Below are 17,537 nucleotides of genomic sequence, written 5' to 3'. Positions count from 1 at the left end.
GGCGCGGGCCGCTCCGCCGCTCGCGGCGGCTCACCGCCGCGGCCGGTCCAGCCAGCAGCCCAATCCTTGCGCGTTGAGTTCGATGTCCGCCGCCAGCACGCGCTCCACGCCCTGCTCGTCGAGCAGGCAGCCATGCAGGCGCGCGCGCTCCCGGTACAGTTCGCCCAATGCCGCCACCAGGCAACGATGGCGGTCGGCACGCCCCTCGCATCCCCGCGCGATCGCCACCATCGCCTCGATCTGCTCGTAAAGCGCCTGCGCGAGCCGCTCGACGCCCTCCACGCGGCCGTAGTGGGTCAGGTACATCGCCTCGGGCCGGTACGCCATCATCCGCTCGATCGAGCCGCGCATCGCGTCCGGATCGAACTGCACCGGCGAGGACGTGGGGATCACGAACGCCTCGCCGCGGGCGTTGTCGAGTTCGCGGTAGGAGATGCCGAACGCATCGCCGGTGAACCAGCAGCGGCTGCGCTCGTCCCATACGCACTGGTGGTGGCGCGCATGCCCGGGCGTCTCCACGCACAGCAGCGTGCGCCCGGCCAGCGACAGCGCATCGCCGTCGTTGGCCACCGCCACCCGCGCCTGCGGCACCGCCGCGATCTCGCCGTAGCTGCGCGCCATTTCCTCCGCGCCGTACACCTCGGTGGCGCCGGCGATCAGGCGCGCCGGGTCGATCATGTGCGGCGCCCCGCGCGGATGCACGTGCAAGCGCGCCGACGGCAGCAACCGCAGCAACCGGCCCGCCCCGCCGGCGTGGTCGAGGTGCACGTGGGTGAGGATCAGCCAGTCCACGTCCTCCGGCGCCAACCCCGCATCCCGCAGCGCCGCCAGCATCGCCGGCACCGACAGGCTGGTACCGCAATCGATGAAGGCGCCGCGCCCCTGCTCGACCACCAGGTAGGCCGCATCGAACTGCGCGCGCTGGAAGCCGGTGTCGATGGTATGGATGCTCGGATCGCGGGGCATCGTGGCGGGCTCGTGTAGCGACCGCCCGATTCTAGGAGAGGCGCCGCGCCGCTTCGATGCGGCTTTGGTCGCAAGCGGCCAGGCAAGCGGACTTGCGGGAGCGGCTTCAGCCGCGATGGGGCTTCCGAATCGCGGCTGAAGCCGCTCCCGCCAAGACCAGGGCGATATTTACCCTTCGGCCGCCTCGCGCAATGCGCGCAACGCGTCCAGCACCCTCGCGACCTCGGCCTCGACCTTGACCAGCGGGGTCTCCAGCTGGTCGCCGCGCTCGGCCTGCTTGAGCACGCCGATCAGCTGGCCGGCATCGCGCGGCGAATCGAAGCCCTCGCTCTGCAGCAGCAGCGCGCCCTCGCCATCGAGCAGCTTGAAGTAGAAGCGCCCGTCCTTCTCGCGGTACTGCTTGAACACCGGCAGCGCCGCCTTGGCCGCGCCATCGCGCCTGGCCGCCTCGGGCTGCCGCGCCAGGTCGCGCAGGCCCACCGCGTCGCGCAGCTGCGCCAGCAGCGGCTTGGCGTACTTCTCGCGCAGCTTCGCGCCGCCGCTGCGCAGGATCGCCTCGATCCAGGCCGGGTCGGCCATCAACGCCTCGTAGCGCTCGCGCAGCGGCGCGATCTCGCGGTCGATGCGCTCGAACAGCTGCTGCTTGGCGTCGCCCCAGCCGATGCCCTCGGCGAAGGCGCGCGCGAACGCGGCGGTTTCCTCGGGGGTGGCGAACGCCTGGTAGAGCTGGAACAGCGCGGAGCCCTCGGTGTCCTTCGGCTCGCCCGGCGCGCGCGAGTCGGTCACGATCGAGAACACCAGCTTCCTGAGCTCCTCGCGCGGGGCGAACATCGGGATCGTGTTGCCGTAGCTCTTGCTCATCTTGCGGCCGTCCAGGCCCGGCAAGGTCGCCACGTTCTCGTCGATCGCCGCCTCCGGCAGCACGAAGTAGTCCTTGCCGTAGACGTGGTTGAAGCGCTGCGCGAAGTCGCGCGCCATCTCGATGTGCTGGACCTGGTCGCGGCCCACCGGCACCTGGTGCGCGTTGAAGATCAGGATGTCGGCCGCCATCAGCACCGGGTACATGAACAGCCCGGCGGTGACGCCCGCATCGGCGTCCTCGCCCTCGGCGGTGTTCTTGTCCACCGCCGCCTTGTAGGCGTGCGCGCGGTTGAGGATGCCCTTGCCGGCCACGCAGGTCAGCAGCCACATCAGCTCGGTGGTCTCCGGCACGTCGCTCTGCCGGTAGAACCACACCTTGTCCGGGTCCAGCCCGCAGGCCAGCCAGCTGGCGGCGATCTCCAGCGTCGAGCGCTGGGTGCGGTCCGGATCCTGCGCCTTGATCAGGCTGTGCAGGTCGGCTAGGAAGTAGAAGCTCTCGGTGCCGGCGTTCCGGCTGGCGGCGATCGCCGGGCGGATCGCGCCGACGTAGTTGCCCAGGTGGGGGGTGCCGGAAGGGGTGATGCCGGTAAGGACGCGGGTGGTCATGCGGTGGGGACTGGCGGGTTTCAACCGGTGAAGTTTACCCGCTGCCCGCGCCCTGGCCGCTCCCCGGGGGCGACCGGCCCGCTACGGCGGGGCCGGCCACCCGTTCCGGCCCCGCCGGGCGGTCACTCGCGGTAGTCCGTGCGCAGGGACGCCTCGAAGTCGCGCACCTCCCGCTCGGCACGGTCGCGGTCCCAGCCATAGCGTTCCTGGAGCTTGCCCGAGAGGTACTTCGCATTGCCCTCGACGACGTCGAAATCGTCGTCGGTCAGGTCGCCCCACTTCGCCTGCATCCTGCCCTTGAGCTGGGTCCACTTGCCGGAAATGATGTCTTTGTTCATCGCGAACTCCCGTTGGTGAGCAAACGAGGCGCGCATCGTCGCGCCCCGTGGCACGGTGCGGCCGCGCGCGTTGGCATCGCATCAACGGGCGTCGAGGCCTCTTTCACCGCCATGAACGCCGTCGGCCATCGGCAAAAAAAACGGGCCCGAAGGCCCGTTTTCCTCGTCGACAGCAGGGAGGCTCCTACTTCTTCGCGGCGTCCTCGATCTTGTCGCCCGCGCCCTTGATGTCCTTGCCCGCGCCGGCCACGGTGTTGCAGCCGGACAGCGTTGCGACCGAGAACAGCCCCAGCATCAGCAGAACCATTGCACGCTTCATCGCATCATTCCCTCAGGTCATGTCGTCGTATGCCGGCGCGGCACGCCGCACCGGCGCCTCTCCACCGCCGAGCACGGCATCAGCACTTGCCGTCGCTGCACTTCTCTGCCGTGTTTTCCACCTTCTGGCCCGCCCCCTGCATGTCCTTGCCCGCGCCGGCCACGGTATTGCACCCGCTCAGCATGCCTGCGGCAAACAGGCCCAGCATCGTCATCGTAAGCAGTCGTTTCATCGGCTTGATCCTCTTTCGGCGCGGCAGGCGCTCGCACGCCTGCCGCTTGGCGACAAATCTGACTGCGCGTCCGTCGAATCGGCGTGAACGCCCACGGTACCGTTCAGGCAGCGATCAATCCCGCATCAGGGTCGACTTGCCGAACAGGCTTTCCACCAGGTCCACCGCCAGTTCCGCGGTCAGGTTGCGGTTGTCGATCACCGGGTTCAGCTCGACGATGTCCAGCGATCCCATCCGGCCGGTGTCGGCGATCATCTCCATCACCAGCTGCGCCTCGCGGTAGTTCGGGCCGCCCGGCACCGTGGTGCCCACGCCCGGCGCGATGCTCGGATCGAGGAAATCGACGTCGAAGCTCACGTGCAGGTGGGTGCCCTCGTCGAGTCCCTCCAGGGCCGCCTCCACGGTCTTCTTCATGCCCACCTCGTCGATGTGGCGCATGTCGTACACGTCGATGCGGTGCTGCTTGATCAAGCGCTTCTCGTCCGGGTCGACCGAGCGGATGCCGATCTGGCGTACCTGGTCCGGCCGCAGCGCGGGCGCGTCGCCGCCCAGGTGGGTCAGCGAACGCGGCCCCAGTCCGCACAGGCACGCCACCGGCATGCCGTGCACGTTGCCCGAAGGCGTAACCTCGCTGGTGTTGAAATCCGAGTGCGCGTCCAGCCACAGCACCCGCAACGTCTTGCCCTGCTCGCGGCACCAGCGCGACACCGCGGTGATCGACCCGATCGCCAGGCAATGGTCGCCGCCGAGCATGATCGGCATGCGCCCCTGCTGCAGCTCGCGATAGCTGGCCTGCATCAGCGCGCGGTTCCACTCGACGACCTCGTCGAGGTGCCGGTAGCCGCCGACCGGCGCCTGCCAGGGATTGCGCGGGCCATCGAGGTTGCCCACGTCGCGCACCTCCACGCCGCGCGCGGAAAGCGCTTCGGCCAGGCCGGCGATGCGCAGCGCCTCGGGCCCCATCCGCGCGCCGCGATGGCCTGCGCCGATGTCGGTCGGCACGCCGATCAGGGAAACGGGGGGATATCGCATGGTCATCTGGGCTCCTTCCGGAACAAACAAAGGAGCGCAGTCTAGCGATGGCGATGCGCAGGCTCCTGCGGCAGCGCAACAGCACGGCGCGTGCGCGGTGGCGTCAGCCACCGCGCACGCGCCGGGAATGTGGTCCAGCTGCGGATACCTGCATCCTTTAAGCCGCCTTGGGTCACGCCCCTACGGCTGCACAGCTGGTAGGCGAAGCATGCGCGAACGACTGTTAGGAAGATGTTGCGCGATCGTGAGCGAGTCGATGACGCTCGCCGGCCCTGGAGATCGCGGCGGGGCGCGCGGCCTGGGAGAAGATGGTGCCGGCACCCGGATTCGAACTGGGGACCTACCGCTTACAAGGCGGTTGCTCTACCGACTGAGCTATACCGGCACGGGAGCCCGGCATTCTAGCGCATGGCCGCGCAATCCAGCGAACGCTGGCGCGGCGCGCCCAGCGCCGCCGGCAAGGACTTGCCCGGCGCGCGGGTGCGCGCGTCGATCCACCAGCGCGATTGGCCGTTGACGACCAGTTCGGCCGAGAACCCCTTCGCCTTCAGCTCGGCCAATCGCCGCTCGGCGCCTTCGCGACTGCGGTACTGGCCGAGGGCGACGGTGTTGTCCTCGCCCTTGCTGATCACGTAGTAATCGCCCAGTCCCGCTTCGGCGATGCGCTTGGCGATCGCCTGCGCCATGGCGCGATCGCCGACCGACGGCATCAGCACCCGGTAGCCGCTGGCGTCGGCGTGTTCCTCGCGCAGGCGGCCTTTCTCCAGCAACGCACCGGCGCGGCCCAGCGCAGCCTGCGCCTCGGCCTGCGTCGCATAGGGGCCCAGGCTCAGGCAACGCGCCTCCGGTTCGGCCGGCGGCGCGGCATTGGCCGCCGGCGGTGGCGCCGGAGATGGCGCCGGTTCCGCCTGCGCGGTCGCGGCGGGCGCCTCCACGGCAGGCGTCGCGGACGCATCGGCGGGACCGGCAAGCTCCAGCGTCGCCACGCCGGCGGGATGGCCTGCGACCGGCGGCACGGCCGGCGCAGCGTCCGGGCGCGACAACCACCACAGCGCCACGCCCAGGTTGAGGATGGCCAGAACGACGATGAGGGCGCGTACGAGCATCGGCGGATTCTAGAGCGTGTTGCGGGACCTTGGGGCGCGGATACCGGCCGCTAGCCGCGTGGCGCAGGGTGGTAGCCCGCCCAGGTCGCCAGTCCGTCCAGTACCAGCGGCGGGCGATGCATGGCCTGCGGCAGCAACGGCAGCAGCGCCGGCGCGCCGCCGCCGTGCAGCACCAGCCGCACCGGCGCCTGCAGCAGCGCCTCGGCTTGCGCCAGGCTGCGCTCGACCAGCGCGACCGCCGCGCCGTCGCACCCCGACGCCAGCGCGTCGGCCGTGTCGTTGGCGAACTCGGCGTACTCGCCGCCCTGCGCCGGCAACTGCGCCGCGCGCGCGTGCAGGGCTTCGCGCATCGTCGTGGGCGAGGCGGAAATGCGACCGCCGCGATGCAGCCCGTCGGCATCCAGCACGTCGATCGTCAGCGCGGTGCCGACGCCGGCCACCAGCACCGGGCCTTCGCCACGCACGCCCAGCAGCGCCAGGAAACGGTCCACGCCGAAGCGCGCAGGTTCGGCGTAGGCGATGCGCACCCCGGCGCATTCGGCGGCGGTGCGCGCCACGCGCACTTCGCCGAAGCGCTCGCCGAGCACCTGCAGCATGCGCGCCGTGAGCGCGGCCGAGGCCACGCTGGCGACGTACGCCACCTCGCCGGTCGGCAGCGCCGCGAGCAGGCCGGCGTCCATCGCCTCGGCGCCGTGCGCCCACGCCTGCACGTCGCCGGCGCGATCGCCCTGCAGCGGCGCGAACTTGAAACGGGAATTCCCCAGGTCGAACAACCACTGGCTCATTGCGCCCTCACGCTGACTTCGCCGGCATGGACGTGGCGCATGCCACCGGGCGTCTCGATGCGCAACGCGCCATCGTCGGCCAGGCCGCGCGCGATGCCCTCGGACAGCGCGCCCGCTTCCTCGATGCGCACGGCTCGCCCGGCCAGCAGGTCCAGCGCCGCATAGCGCGGCAGGAACGGGGCCAGTCCCCCGGCGTCGAACTCGTCCAGCGCCGGCAGCAAGGCCGCCAGCAGCATGGCGACGATGCGGTTGCGCGACACCGCTTGCCCGGCCAGCGTGTCCAGGTCGGTCCAGGCCTGGCCGATCCCGGTCGCGAACGCCGCCGGCATGTGCACGTTGAGGCCCAGCCCGATCACCGCCCGCGCCGGCCCGGCCACCTCGCCGCCGCCCTCGACCAGCAGCCCGCCCAGCTTGGCGCCGCCGGCGAGCAGGTCGTTGGGCCACTTCAGCCCCACCTGGGCGAACCCCGCCGCGCGCAGCGCCTCGGCCGCGGCCACGCCCACCGCCAGGCTGAGCCCGGCCAGCTGCGCCAGGCCGCCGGCGAAGCCCCGCGACAGCGAGAGGTAGATGTGCGAAGCCAACGGCGACGCCCATTGGCGGCCTCGGCGGCCCCGGCCGCCGGTCTGGCGCTCGGCCAGCAGCACCTGCGCGCCCTGCGCCGGTACCGGCCGGCGCAACAGCTCGGTATTGGTCGACTCCAGCGTCCAGGCGATCTCCAGCCCGGCCAGCGAGGCCCGCGCGGCGGCCGGCAACCGGGCGGTGATGGCCTGCGCATCCAGCAGCTCGAGCGGATGCGCCAGGCCGTAGCCGTCCCCGGCCCGGCCCTCGATCTCGACCCCGGCCGCCCGCAGGTTCTGGATCCGCTTCCAGACCGCGGCCCGGGTCAGCCCGAACTCGCGCGCGAGCGCGTCCCCCGACGTGCGTCCGGCGGCGAGTCTTGCCAGCAGTGCGCGATCGTCCACTAGGCGTTCTATCCACAGATGAATCGGGAAATTATGCGCGATGCGGCCGCCCTGGCGGACCGCAGGCCCCGATCCGCCCCGGCCGGCTTGCCGCCAGGGGCGAAAACCGCGCTAGAATCGGGCGCTTACCTGCCACCCGGATGTCCGCGATGCGCCGAGTTGCTCCCTGCTTGATCCTGTTGCTGGCCCCGACGCTGGCTTGGGCGGCGTCGGGCAGCTATGCCGATCCCGACCGTGGCCCCTGCGTGGACGCACCGCACTCGGCCGCGCGCGGCGCCGCTCCCGACACCGACTCCGCCCCGCCGGCGCACGCCAACGGCACGCGCTCGCGCAGCTCCACCACCCAGGGCGGCGGCAACGACGGCGACCTGGTCGTCCCGCGCATGCGCATGCCGCGCTGGCACAGCTTCCTGCCGGGCATGTTCCGCTGAGCCAGGGCGTGTTGCGCTGAGTCCAAGGCGTGTTCGGCTGGTTCCGGCGCAGGCCGGCGACGATCGACGAGACCCTCTGGCGCGCGGCCCGCGAAGGTTGCGCGTGGCTGCACGCGCTCGACGAGGCGCGCGCCGAACGCCTGCGCGCGCTCACCGCTGCGTTCCTCCGCGAAAAGACCCTCTCGCCGATCGGCGGGCTCGTGCTGGAGGACGCCGACCGGGTGTTGCTGGCCGCGACCTGCTGCCTGCCGCTGCTGGAACTCGGACCGGGCGGCTGGCGCGGCTGGTCGCAGCTGATCGTCTATCCGGACGCGTTTCGCGTGCATCGCAGCCATGTCGATGCGGCGGGCGTGCTGCACGAGTGGGAGGACGAGCTGATCGGCGAGGCCTGGGAGCAGGGACCGTTGATCGTATCGTGGGCCGACGTGCGCGCCGACATCGCCGACCCGAACGCCGGCTACAACGTGGTGGTGCACGAGATGGCGCACAAGCTCGATGCGCTCGATGGGGTGCTCGACGGCACGCCGCTGCTGCCGCGCGAGTGGCAGCGCGAGTGGGCGCGCGATTTTCAGCGCAGCTACGACGCGTTCTGCAGGCGGGTGGACGCCGGCCGCGATACGTCGATCGACGCCTATGCGGCCGAGGCGCCGGAGGAGTTCTTCGCCGTCGCCAGCGAATACCATTTTTCGGCGCCGGGGTTGTTGCGCGAGGAGATGCCGGACGTGGCGGCGCACCTGGAGCGTTTCTACGGCCCTTCGCCGTTCGCTTGAGCGTGGCTGCCTGCGAAGCGGATCGTCCTTTGCAGGGAGGACTTTGCGGGAGGGATTCTGCGGGAAGGACTTCGGTCCCGACGGGCTTTGCCGGTCTTGTTTGAGCAGCAGCCGTTTCCTTCCCCCGTATACGGAAGAAGGTGCCCGCAGGGCGGACGAGGACGCGAGCGAAGCCCAGGATCCTTGCCGACGCCATTTCCGCGAACGCGGGAAGCGCTTTTCAGCAGCCGAGGTCCCTCACAACGGCCGAGGACTGCGCACGGTTTCCAACGGATAGGTGCATGGCCATCTCGATCGGAACGCGGACAACGTGCGCGTATCCTCGGCGCCTACGCGGCCGCATCGAATGGATGCCGGAAGCTTCGCGGACTTCGGGGCAATCGCACAGGAGCAGGCGCCGGGTCACAGCCCCGGCGGCAGCGTGACCTCGAAGCGCGCGCCACCGAGCTCTTCCGAGCGCTTGACCTGCAGCTCGCCGCGATAGCCCTTGACCAGGTCCTGCACGATCGACAGGCCGATGCCGTGGCCCTGCACGCGCTCGTCGCCGCGCACGCCGCGCTGCAGGATCTTGGCCACGTCCTCCGGCGCGATGCCGGGGCCGTCGTCGTCCACCGCCAGCACCAGGCCGGCCCGGCGCGTGCCGCTGGCGCCGGTCACGCGCGCGGTCAGCAGCACGCGATGGCGCGCCCACTTGAAGGCGTTCTCCAGCAGGTTGCCGAGCAGTTCCTGCAGGTCGCCCGGCTCGCCGTGGAAGCGCGCGTCCTCGTCGATGTCGAACTCGCACAGCACGCCCTTGGCGGCGTAGACCTTCTCCAGGCCGCGCACGATCTCCTCGGCGTTGGACTCGATCGGCAGCGGCGCGGCGAACAGCTTGTGCCCGCTCGAGGCGGCCCGCGCCAGCTGGTAGGAGACGAGGTTGTTCATGCGCCGCAGCTGCACGTCCAGCTCCTCGCGCAGCTCCTTCTCGGGCCCGCCGCTGTCCAGCTGGGTGCGCAGCACCGCCAGCGGCGTCTTCAGGCTGTGCGCCAGGTCGGCCAGCGTGTTGCGCTGCCGGTCCAGGTTCTCGCGCTCGCTCTCGATGAAGGCGTTGATGCTGTCGGTCAGCGGCTCCAGCTCGCGCGGGTGGTTCTCGCTCATGCGCTGGGCCATGCCGCGCTGGACCTTGGTCAGCTCGTTCACCACGCGCCGCAGCGGGCGCAGGCTCCATTGCAGGATGAAGGCCTGCAGCAGCAGCAGCACCACGCCGGCGCTGCCGAGCCAGAACCACACGCTGCCGCGGAACCGGCGCAGCTGCGCGCCGAGGCCGCGCGCGTCCTCCATCACGTAGATCGTGTAGGGAATCTCGTTGCCGTGCTCGCGCTCGACGTAGCTCACGCCCATGCCGTAGCGGTACACCTCGCCCTGGCTGCCGTCGATCTGCAGCATCGGCAGAGGGCCCTCGAAGCGCTCCTCGCGCGGGCGCAGCATGCCGCCGCTCTGCGGCAGCACCGGCCCCTCGGCCGACATCGAGGTCCAGCGCTCGCTGGGGCGCACCACTTCGGCGTACACGCCGCCGCCGGGCACGTCGAAGCGCGGGTCCGGCGGCTGCTCGCCGATGTAGAGCGAGCCGTCGCGGACGAACTCGATGCTCTTGACGTAGCTGGTGGCGTAGTTCTTCAGCCGCTCGCGCAGGTTGCTCTCGGCGGTGTCGGCGAACACCGCGTCCAGCGCGTAGCCGGCCAGGGCCAGGAAGGCGAGCAGGCTGAGGCTGGCGGCCAGCAGCTGGCGCGCCTGCAGCGAACGCGGCCGCCAGCGCCGGACGGACCAGAAACGGGCGACCACGTTGTGTCCTGTCCTGCCGCCAGGGTCAGCCTTCGTTGCGCGGGATCGCGAAACGGTAGCCGCGACCGCGCACGGTCTCGATCGGCTTCAGCTCGCCGTCCGGATCCAGCTTCTTGCGCAGGCGGCCGATGAAGACTTCCAGCACGTTGGAGTCGCGGTCGAAGTCCTGCTGGTAGATGTGCTCGGTCAGGTCGGCCTTCGAGACCAGCTCGCCGGCATGCATCATCAGGTACTCGAGCACCTTGTACTCGTAGCTGGTCAGGTCGACGTTGCTGCCGCCCACGCTGACGGTCTGCGCCGCCAGGTCCAGCGCGACCGGGCCGCACTCGAGGGTGGGCTTGCTCCAGCCGGCGGCGCGGCGCAGCAGCGCGTTGACGCGGGCCAGCAGCTCCTCGACGTGGAACGGCTTGACCAGGTAGTCGTCGGCGCCCTGCTTGAGGCCCTCGACCTTGTCCTGCCAGCTCGAACGCGCGGTCAGGATCAGCACCGGGAACTTCTTGCCCTCGTCGCGCAGGGCCTTGATCAGTTCCATGCCCGACATCTTGGGCAGGCCCAGGTCGATGATGCCGACGTCGAACGGCACTTCGCGGCCCATGTAGAGGCCTTCCTCGCCGTCCTGCGCGGCGTCGACCGCAAAGCCTTCACGCTTCAGGCGCGCGGCCAGGGTCTCGCGCAGCGGGGCTTCGTCTTCGACCAGAAGGATACGCATGAACTCTCCCTAGTTACGTTGGTGGCCGTCAGGCCTGGGATGTGTCGGTAACGGCAGACTATCGGCATTCACCGGTTATCGCCGCGTAGTGGCAGCCGGACGTCCGGCATCTCCGAAGGACGCGGCGCGCGCGGTGCCGGGCGCTCCGGCGTGGGGTCGTCCATGTAGCGGACGCGACCGCGATCGTCCAGGTACTTCACGCGATTGATGCTGCGGCCGTCGAACGGTACCCGCTCGGCGCCCAGGATCTGCCCGCCGGTCGAACGCTGCACCCGCCGGATCGCCTCCGACAGCGAACGGCCGCCGTCGCTGCGCGCGGCCTGCGGCATGATCGGCCGCGCCTCCGGGGGGAGGCCCGGATCCTGCGCCCACGCCGGCACCGCCACGGCGGACGCCAGGGCGGCGGCCACGGTGACGATGCGAAGACGGTGGATGGGATGGGTCACAGCCGGAAATCCTAGCGGAGTGTTCAGGGTGGTTCAAAAGTCGTGAAACGCAGGGGCTCCCGAAACTGCCGCAGACCCTGAAATGCGAGGCAAATTCTTGATTTTTCGGGGTGAATCCGATCTGAACTTTTCCGTCCGCAGCATGTAGCGTTCAGTCAAATGAACAACATCTGGACCATGGAATGCAAGCACCCGGGCGCGTCCGGGACCTGGTACGACCCTGGCCGGACAACCGCTGGACAAGACTTTCGGCCCTACCCTCCCGGCCAGAGGTGCCTCAGGCACAGCCCCCGGCCGGGTCGGTCGGTTACGATGCGCCCCCTCCCGCCCAGGCCCGACCACGTGCCCCACTACACCGGCCCGTTGCTGACCCGGCCGCTCGCCGACGCCCTGCATGCCGCCCGCGACGGCGGCGCCCCCGACTGGCAGGGCTCGCTCGACCTCGGCCGCTCGACCGGTACCGCCCTGCTCGGGGCGGAACGATGGACGTGGCAAGGCCAGCCCTATCCCTATCCGGGCAAGCTCAGGGACCGCACGATCCACTACTGGGACGGGGAGGATTTCAGCCCGGTCTCGCGCTTCTCCGGCTCGCTGATCAAGCTGGTGCCGACCGAATGGGGAGCCCCGACCTTCGAGATCGACGGCATCAAGATGCTGCCGACGATGAAGGAATCCCCGCTCGAGGACGCCCGCCGCAAGGTCGCGCTGGTCGAGCCGCGCGGCAGGACGGTGCTGGACACCTGCGGCGGGCTGGGCTATTTCGCCGCCTGCTGCCTGGAGGCCGGCGCGGCGCGGATCCAGTCGTTCGAGAAGAACGCCGACGTGCTGTGGCTGCGCACCCTCAACCCCTGGTCACCGGACCCTGAGGCCCCCGCGAGCGGCGGGCGCCTGCACCTGCAGCACGCCGACGTCTCGCAGGCGATCGCGCGGCTGGCCGACGCCTCCGTGGACACCGTGCTGCACGACCCGCCCCGCTTCGGCATCGCCGGCGAACTGTACTCGCAGGTCTTCTACGACCACCTCGCCCGCGTCCTGCGCAAGGGCGGCCGCCTGTTCCACTACACCGGCAGCCCCAACAAGCTCACCAGCGGCCGTGACGTCCCGCGCGAAGTGGCGCGACGGCTGGAGAAGGCAGGCTTCAAGGCACAGCTCGCACTGGATGGCGTGCTGGCCGTTCGCCGTTGAGCCCACCCGATCCCGGCGCCCTGCCGTTGCTCGCGATTCCGTGCTGGCCACATCGGCTCGCCGAAGGCGAAAGCTTCTATCCGAGCGAGGAAGGCAGAACCGCCTAGACCGAGGACGCAATGCACTCGCGCAACCAACGGTGCGCCGGATCGCGGTGCACCCGCTCGGGCCACAACATCACCATCTCGAATCCCGCCACCTCCAGCGGCGCCTCGACCGCCTTCAACGACGGCTGCCCCCGCACCAGCCGCTCCGGCAGCATCGCCACCAGGTCGCTGCCCGCCAGCGCATCCACCAGGAACAGGAAGTGCGGCACCGACAGCACCACCTCGCGCGCCAACCCGAGCGCGGCCAGCGCCTCGTCGGTCGCTCCGCGGAAGCCGCCGCCGTCGGGCGAGACGATCGCGTGTTCCAGCCGGCAGAACTGCGCCAATGTCGGCCTGCGCCGCAGCCGCGGATGGCCGGCACGCCCGGCCAGCACGTAGCGCTCGGTGAACAGGCTGCGGCTGCGCAGCGTCGGCGGCGCGTCGCTGGCGATGTGGAACGCCAGCTCGATCTCGCCCTGCTCGGCCTGCCGCGCGATCCGCGCCGGCACCATGTCCACCACCGCCAGGCGCGTGCCGGGCGCGGCGTGGCGCAACCGCTGCAATGCCGGCTGCACGATGGTCGATGCGCCGTAGTCGGTCGCGGCCACCCGCCAGGTGTCCTTCGCGCGCGCGGGATCGAACGGAGCCTCCGCCGCCACCGCCTGCTGCAACGCATCCAGCGCCTCGCGCAGCGGCGCCCGCAACTGCTCGGCGCGCGCGGTGGGGCGCATGCCGCGCGGTCCCGGCAGCAACAGCGGGTCGCCGAGCGCATCGCGCAGCTTGGCCAGTTGCACGCTGACCGAGGGCTGCGACAGGTGCAGGCGCTCGGCCGCGCGGGTGACGTTGCGCTCCTCCAGCAAGGTGTCCAGCGTCAGCAGCAGGTTGAGGTCGAGCCGCCTGAGATTAACCATGGCAATGGCTGCAATTTCGAGAATTCATTTCCACTATAGCGCCGTGGTGCGCAGGCTGGGCGCCTCCCTCCACGAGAACGCCCCCATGAACGTCCTGTTGGTCCATGCCCATCCCGAGCCCCATTCGCTGAACGGCACGTTGCGCGACTTCGCCGTCGAACGGCTGCGCCGCAACGGCCATGCGGTGCAGGTGTCCGATCTCTATGCGATGGGCTGGAAGGCCACGCTCGACGCCGCCGACAGCCTCGACCCGCCGGTCGGCGCGCACTTCCACCCCTCCCTGGACTCGCAGCACGCGTTCCAGCACGGCCGCCAGAGCCCGGACATCGCCGCCGAGCAGGACAAGCTGCGCTGGGCCGATGCGGTGATCCTGCAGTTCCCGCTGTGGTGGTTCTCGATGCCGGCGATCCTCAAGGGCTGGGTCGAGCGCGTGTATGCCTATGGCTTCGCCTACGGCGTGGGCGAGCATTCGGACACGCATTGGGGCGACCGCTACGGCGAGGGCATGCTGGCGGGCAAGCGCGCGATGTTGATCGTCACCGCCGGCGGCTGGTCATCGCACTACGCCGCGCGCGGCATCAACGGCCCGATCGACGACCTGCTGTTCCCGATCCAGCACGGCATCCTCTACTACCCCGGCTTCGACGTGCTGCCGCCGTACGTGGTCTATCGCAGCGGCCGCATGGACGCGCAGCGGCTGGCGCAGGTGAAGGACGAACTCGGCCAGCGCCTGGACACGCTGGCGACCACGGCGCCCATCCCGTTCCGGCGCCAGAACGGTGGCGACTACGCGATCCCGGCGCTGACCCTGCGCGACGACCTCGCCCCCGGCGTCGAAGGTTTCGCCGCGCACCTGCGCTGAGCGGCCGCGCCACGACTTCCGGCAGGGTATCGGCACCCCGGCAGCCGGTAGCATCGGGCGCTCGCGCGCGAGCGCGGCGCCCTTCGCTCCTGGAACCATCGATGCCCGCATCCTCCGTCATGCACCGCCTGCTCGGTGCCCTCGCCTTCGCCGTGCTGCCGGCGCTGGCCGCCGCCCAGCCCCCCGCCATCGGCGAAGCCGACTACGCCCGCGCCGAGCGGATGCTCGGCTACCTGGCGCAACCGCTGGTGGACCACGCAGTGACCCGGGTCGATTGGCTCGACGCGGGCCATTTCGCCTACATCGACCACGATGCCGGCGGCGATCGCCTCATGCGCATGGACGTCGCCACCGGCCGGGCCACGCCCTTGTTCGACCAGAAGGCGCTGGCCAGGACGCTCGACCGGCTACTCCGCACCGGCGAGCGGCCGCTGGACCCGGACAGGCTGCCGATCCGCGGCATCCGCCGCGCGGTCGACGGCCGCTACCGGTTCAGCGTGCGCGGCACTGCGGTGTTCTGCGACACCCAGGCGCATTGCGCCAAGGTCTACGCCAAGGACAAGCCCGAGCCGGGCACGCCCTCGCCGGACGGGCGCCAGGAAGCCTTCGTGCGCGACTGGAACCTGTGGGTGCGCGAACTCGCCACCGGCCGGGAAACGCAGCTCACCACCGATGGCACCGAGAACCACGGCTACGCCACCGACAACGCCGGCTGGTCGCACAGCGACAAGGCCATCGTCGCGTGGTCGCCGGATTCGCGGAAGATCGCCACCTATCGCCAGGACCAGCGCGACGTCGGCGACATGTACATGGTCAAGAGCAAGCTCGGCCATCCGGAACTGGAAGCGTGGAAGTACCCGCTGGCCGGCGACGAGCACGTGGCGACGATCGAGCGCGTGGTGGTCGACGTGCCTGCGCGCAAGGTCGTGCGCTTGCGGATGGATCCCGACCAGCGCCGCTCCACGCTCTGCGACGACCTGGCCTGCGCGCCGGACGGCGTGCTGACCGACGTGAAGTGGGCCGGCGACGGCGCCAGCTTCGCCTTCGTGTCGGTGTCGCGCGACTACAAGCGGGCCTGGTTCCGCATCGCCGACGCGGCCACCGGCGCGGTGCGCACCGTGTTCGACGAGACCGTGCCGACCTACTACGAGAGCGGCCAGGTCGGCGCCAACTGGGCCTACCTGCCCGAGAGCCGCGAGGCGATCTGGTTCTCCGAGCGCAGCGACTGGGGCCAGCTGTACCTGTACGACCTGGACACCGGCAAGCCCAAGCACGCCATCACCACTGGCGAAGGCAACGTCACCGAGCTGCTGCGGGTGGACCCGGCCACGCGCACCGCCTGGTTCCGCGCCGTCGGCCGCACGCCGGGGTTGGATCCCTATTACCAGCAGCTGTGGAAGGTGGGACTGGACGGCGGCGCGCCGGTGCTGCTCTCGCCGGAGCCGGCCGACCACGTCATCAGCCTGTCGCCGGACGGCACGCACTTCGTCGACAGCTATTCGACCAACGCCGTCCCGCCGGTCGCGGTGCTGCGCGCCGCCGACGACGGCCGCACCCTCGCCACCGTGGCCAAGGCCGACATCGGCCGGCTGAAGGCGATCGGCTGGATGCCGCCGGAACCGATCACGGTGAAGGCGCGCGACGGCAAGACCGACCTGTACGGCACGCTGTTCAAGCCTTCCCATTTCGATCCGTCGAAGAAGTACCCGATCGTCGACTACATCTATCCCGGCCCGCAGACCGGATCGGTGCGCGGCCGCGGTTTCCTGGTCGACCACAGCGGCAACCAGGCGCTGGCCGAGCTGGGCTTCATCGTGGTCGCGATCGACGGCATGGGCACGCCATGGCGCTCCAAGTCGTTCCACGACACCTGGTACGGCGACATGGGCGACAACACCCTGCCCGACCAGGTCGCCGGGCTGAAGGAACTGGGCCGGCGCCATCCGTGGATCGACCTGACGCGGGTCGGCATCTGGGGCCATTCCGGCGGCGGCAACGCCTCGACCACCGCGATGCTGCGCTACCCGGACTTCTTCAAGGTCGCCTGGTCCGAGAGCGGCAACCACGACAACCGCCTCTACGAAGACGCCTGGGGCGAGAAATACCAGGGCCTGCTGACCACGGACAGGGACGGCAAGACCAACTACGACAACCAGTCCAACCCGGCGCTGGCGGACCGGCTCAAGGGCCGCCTGATGCTGGTGCACGGCACCCTCGACGACAACGTTCCCCCGGACCACACCCTGCTGATGGCGCAGGCGCTGATCAAGGCGAACAAGGACTTCGACATGCTGATGCTGCCGAACGCCCGCCACGCCTACGGCGAGGAATACACCCCCTACGTCACCCGGCGCCGCTGGGATTACTTCGTCCAACACCTGATGGGTGCCGCGCCACCGCGCGACTACGCGATGAAGCCGATGCCGAAGGATTGAATGGTCGTGAGGCAGCGGTAATCACCGCAATCGCTGCTGTTGCTGCTGCTGCTGCTGCTGCTGCTCGTGATTTTGCCGTTGCTTCTCGCCTTTGACTTACCGCCCCCCCTCCGAAGCGGCGGAGCCGGCGGGAAACACCCGAAGGGCGACGTGCATGGGCTCGCCGGAAGAGGCGAAGCACTGCTTCGCCCCGGCGGGCGGGCATTCGCCGCGCGGCGAATGCCCCGGACTCGGCCGCGTAGCGGACGAGCACGTCGTTTTTCGCCGCGACAGGATGTCGCGTCGAAAAATCCGCCGGCTCCGCGGACCCGCAGCGCAGCTGCGGGCGCGAAGGCGGGGTGTGCTTGATCAGCCATTCGGCTGCTGTGAAGCGCTTCTTTTGGTTACTTTTCTTTGCACAAGCAAAGAAAAGTAACTCGCCGAAGGCGAAAGCTTTTGCCTTTATTGCTATTGCGAGAAGCCCCAACAGCAACGTCCATAGATGATCAGCCGTTCGGCTGCTGAAAAGCGCCTCCCGCTTTCGCGGGAATGACGATAGAGAGATGGCGTTGGCCGGATACGGAGTGGGAAAGACACTGGGTCCCCGCCTGCGCGGGGACGACGGTAGAAAGATGACGTGGGTCGGGTAGAGGGCGGAAAAGTCGCTGGATGATCAGCCATTCGGCTGCTGAGAA

The 17,537-nt window shown here is 70.1% G+C and carries 18 protein-coding genes and 1 tRNA gene; 5 read left to right on the top strand and 14 right to left on the bottom strand.

Going from position 1 to position 17,537, the window contains the following annotated elements; genetic code table 11:
* Nucleotides 1-30 precede the first annotated feature (30 nt).
* The 10 genes from FD678_RS16155 to birA all read right to left on the bottom strand — a co-directional run bounded on the left by FD678_RS16155 (nt 31) and on the right by birA (nt 7,207).
* The gene (locus FD678_RS16155; RefSeq protein WP_140726012.1) at nt 31-966 is read right to left on the bottom strand and encodes an MBL fold metallo-hydrolase; all 936 of its coding nucleotides are present in this window, start codon (nt 964-966) and stop codon (nt 31-33) included.
* Between the two features lie 168 nt (nt 967-1,134).
* Nucleotides 1,135-2,433, bottom strand: coding sequence for a tryptophan--tRNA ligase (locus FD678_RS16150; protein WP_140726009.1), 1,299 nt, complete (start codon nt 2,431-2,433; stop codon nt 1,135-1,137).
* Nucleotides 2,434-2,555: 122 nt separating this feature from the next.
* Nucleotides 2,556-2,771, bottom strand: a complete 216-nt coding sequence (locus tag FD678_RS16145; RefSeq protein ID WP_140726006.1) for a CsbD family protein — start codon at nt 2,769-2,771, stop codon at nt 2,556-2,558.
* Between the two features lie 184 nt (nt 2,772-2,955).
* Nucleotides 2,956-3,090 carry an entericidin A/B family lipoprotein gene (locus FD678_RS16140; RefSeq protein ID WP_140726003.1) on the bottom strand — a complete coding sequence of 45 codons (135 nt, stop codon included), beginning with the start codon at nt 3,088-3,090 and terminating at the stop codon, nt 2,956-2,958.
* 79 nt (nt 3,091-3,169) lie between these two features.
* The gene (locus FD678_RS16135) at nt 3,170-3,322 is read right to left on the bottom strand and encodes an entericidin A/B family lipoprotein (protein ID WP_140726000.1); all 153 of its coding nucleotides are present in this window, start codon (nt 3,320-3,322) and stop codon (nt 3,170-3,172) included.
* Between the two features lie 114 nt (nt 3,323-3,436).
* Entirely contained in the window at nt 3,437-4,354 is a 918-nt protein-coding gene (rocF, locus tag FD678_RS16130) for an arginase (RefSeq protein WP_256661954.1), read from the bottom strand.
* A 309-nt stretch (nt 4,355-4,663) separates the two neighbouring features.
* Nucleotides 4,664-4,739 (bottom strand) — tRNA-Thr (locus FD678_RS16125).
* A 16-nt stretch (nt 4,740-4,755) separates the two neighbouring features.
* Nucleotides 4,756-5,460, bottom strand: coding sequence for an SPOR domain-containing protein (locus FD678_RS16120; protein ID WP_140725992.1), 705 nt, complete (start codon nt 5,458-5,460; stop codon nt 4,756-4,758).
* Between the two features lie 50 nt (nt 5,461-5,510).
* Entirely contained in the window at nt 5,511-6,245 is a 735-nt protein-coding gene (locus FD678_RS16115) for a type III pantothenate kinase (protein WP_140725989.1), read from the bottom strand.
* A complete protein-coding gene (birA, locus tag FD678_RS16110) occupies nt 6,242-7,207 on the bottom strand; it encodes a bifunctional biotin--[acetyl-CoA-carboxylase] ligase/biotin operon repressor BirA (protein WP_140725987.1) in 966 nt (321 codons plus the stop codon). Before birA ends, FD678_RS16115 begins: the two co-directional genes overlap by 4 nt.
* Nucleotides 7,208-7,377: 170 nt before the next feature.
* On the opposite strand from birA, the gene FD678_RS16105 reads away from it, so the two are divergent.
* The gene (locus FD678_RS16105) at nt 7,378-7,638 is read left to right on the top strand and encodes a hypothetical protein (protein ID WP_218569780.1); all 261 of its coding nucleotides are present in this window, start codon (nt 7,378-7,380) and stop codon (nt 7,636-7,638) included.
* A gap of 29 nt (nt 7,639-7,667) precedes the next feature.
* Nucleotides 7,668-8,408 carry a zinc-dependent peptidase gene (locus FD678_RS16100; RefSeq protein WP_140725981.1) on the top strand — a complete coding sequence of 247 codons (741 nt, stop codon included), beginning with the start codon at nt 7,668-7,670 and terminating at the stop codon, nt 8,406-8,408.
* 402 nt (nt 8,409-8,810) lie between these two features.
* On the opposite strand, the gene FD678_RS16095 is transcribed toward FD678_RS16100, so the two are convergent.
* The 3 genes from FD678_RS16095 to FD678_RS16085 form a co-directional block, all read right to left on the bottom strand.
* Nucleotides 8,811-10,229, bottom strand: a complete 1,419-nt coding sequence (locus FD678_RS16095; protein WP_218569779.1) for an ATP-binding protein — start codon at nt 10,227-10,229, stop codon at nt 8,811-8,813.
* Between the two features lie 25 nt (nt 10,230-10,254).
* Nucleotides 10,255-10,938, bottom strand: a complete 684-nt coding sequence (locus FD678_RS16090) for a response regulator transcription factor (protein WP_140725978.1) — start codon at nt 10,936-10,938, stop codon at nt 10,255-10,257.
* Nucleotides 10,939-11,006: 68 nt separating this feature from the next.
* Nucleotides 11,007-11,384, bottom strand: a complete 378-nt coding sequence (locus FD678_RS16085; RefSeq protein WP_140725974.1) for a PepSY domain-containing protein — start codon at nt 11,382-11,384, stop codon at nt 11,007-11,009.
* 312 nt (nt 11,385-11,696) lie between these two features.
* Between FD678_RS16085 and FD678_RS16080 the strand changes: the two genes are divergently transcribed.
* Nucleotides 11,697-12,569: a class I SAM-dependent methyltransferase gene (locus FD678_RS16080; RefSeq protein ID WP_218569778.1), complete on the top strand. Its 873-nt coding sequence runs from the start codon at nt 11,697-11,699 to the stop codon at nt 12,567-12,569.
* Nucleotides 12,570-12,672: 103 nt separating this feature from the next.
* On the opposite strand, the gene FD678_RS16075 is transcribed toward FD678_RS16080, so the two are convergent.
* On the bottom strand, nt 12,673-13,566 hold the full coding sequence (locus FD678_RS16075; RefSeq protein WP_140725971.1) for a LysR family transcriptional regulator: 894 nt from the start codon (nt 13,564-13,566) through the stop codon (nt 12,673-12,675).
* Between the two features lie 85 nt (nt 13,567-13,651).
* Here FD678_RS16075 and FD678_RS16070 point away from each other — a divergent pair, with 85 nt between their 5' ends.
* Entirely contained in the window at nt 13,652-14,428 is a 777-nt protein-coding gene (locus tag FD678_RS16070; RefSeq protein WP_140725968.1) for an NAD(P)H-dependent oxidoreductase, read from the top strand.
* 101 nt (nt 14,429-14,529) lie between these two features.
* The gene (locus tag FD678_RS16065) at nt 14,530-16,863 is read left to right on the top strand and encodes a S9 family peptidase (protein WP_140725965.1); all 2,334 of its coding nucleotides are present in this window, start codon (nt 14,530-14,532) and stop codon (nt 16,861-16,863) included.
* Nucleotides 16,864-17,537: the final 674 nt, after the last annotated feature.

The sequence above is a fragment of the Pseudomonas sp. Hp2 genome (assembly GCF_006386585.1).
Classification (GTDB): Bacteria; Pseudomonadota; Gammaproteobacteria; order Xanthomonadales; family Xanthomonadaceae; genus Pseudomonas_S; species Pseudomonas_S boreopolis.
Note: the sequence above shows the minus strand (reverse complement) of the source record. Positions and strands in the feature narration are given on the sequence as shown.

Excerpts from the sequence above, each read along its gene's own strand:
- FD678_RS16135 (WP_140726000.1), bottom strand. The coding sequence starts at position 3,322 with ATGAAACGACTGCTTACGATGACGATGCTGGGCCTGTTTGCCGCAGGC.
- FD678_RS16065 (WP_140725965.1), top strand. The coding sequence starts at position 14,530 with ATGCCCGCATCCTCCGTCATGCACCGCCTGCTCGGTGCCCTCGCCTTC.
- FD678_RS16115 (WP_140725989.1), bottom strand. The coding sequence starts at position 6,245 with ATGAGCCAGTGGTTGTTCGACCTGGGGAATTCCCGTTTCAAGTTCGCG.
- FD678_RS16140 (WP_140726003.1), bottom strand. The coding sequence starts at position 3,090 with ATGAAGCGTGCAATGGTTCTGCTGATGCTGGGGCTGTTCTCGGTCGCA.
- FD678_RS16075 (WP_140725971.1), bottom strand. The coding sequence starts at position 13,566 with ATGGTTAATCTCAGGCGGCTCGACCTCAACCTGCTGCTGACGCTGGAC.
- FD678_RS16120 (WP_140725992.1), bottom strand. The coding sequence starts at position 5,460 with ATGCTCGTACGCGCCCTCATCGTCGTTCTGGCCATCCTCAACCTGGGC.
- rocF (WP_256661954.1), bottom strand. The coding sequence starts at position 4,354 with ATGCGATATCCCCCCGTTTCCCTGATCGGCGTGCCGACCGACATCGGC.
- FD678_RS16145 (WP_140726006.1), bottom strand. The coding sequence starts at position 2,771 with ATGAACAAAGACATCATTTCCGGCAAGTGGACCCAGCTCAAGGGCAGG.
- FD678_RS16155 (WP_140726012.1), bottom strand. The coding sequence starts at position 966 with ATGCCCCGCGATCCGAGCATCCATACCATCGACACCGGCTTCCAGCGC.
- FD678_RS16150 (WP_140726009.1), bottom strand. The coding sequence starts at position 2,433 with ATGACCACCCGCGTCCTTACCGGCATCACCCCTTCCGGCACCCCCCAC.
- FD678_RS16070 (WP_140725968.1), top strand. The coding sequence starts at position 13,652 with ATGAACGTCCTGTTGGTCCATGCCCATCCCGAGCCCCATTCGCTGAAC.
- FD678_RS16090 (WP_140725978.1), bottom strand. The coding sequence starts at position 10,938 with ATGCGTATCCTTCTGGTCGAAGACGAAGCCCCGCTGCGCGAGACCCTG.
- FD678_RS16080 (WP_218569778.1), top strand. The coding sequence starts at position 11,697 with ATGCGCCCCCTCCCGCCCAGGCCCGACCACGTGCCCCACTACACCGGC.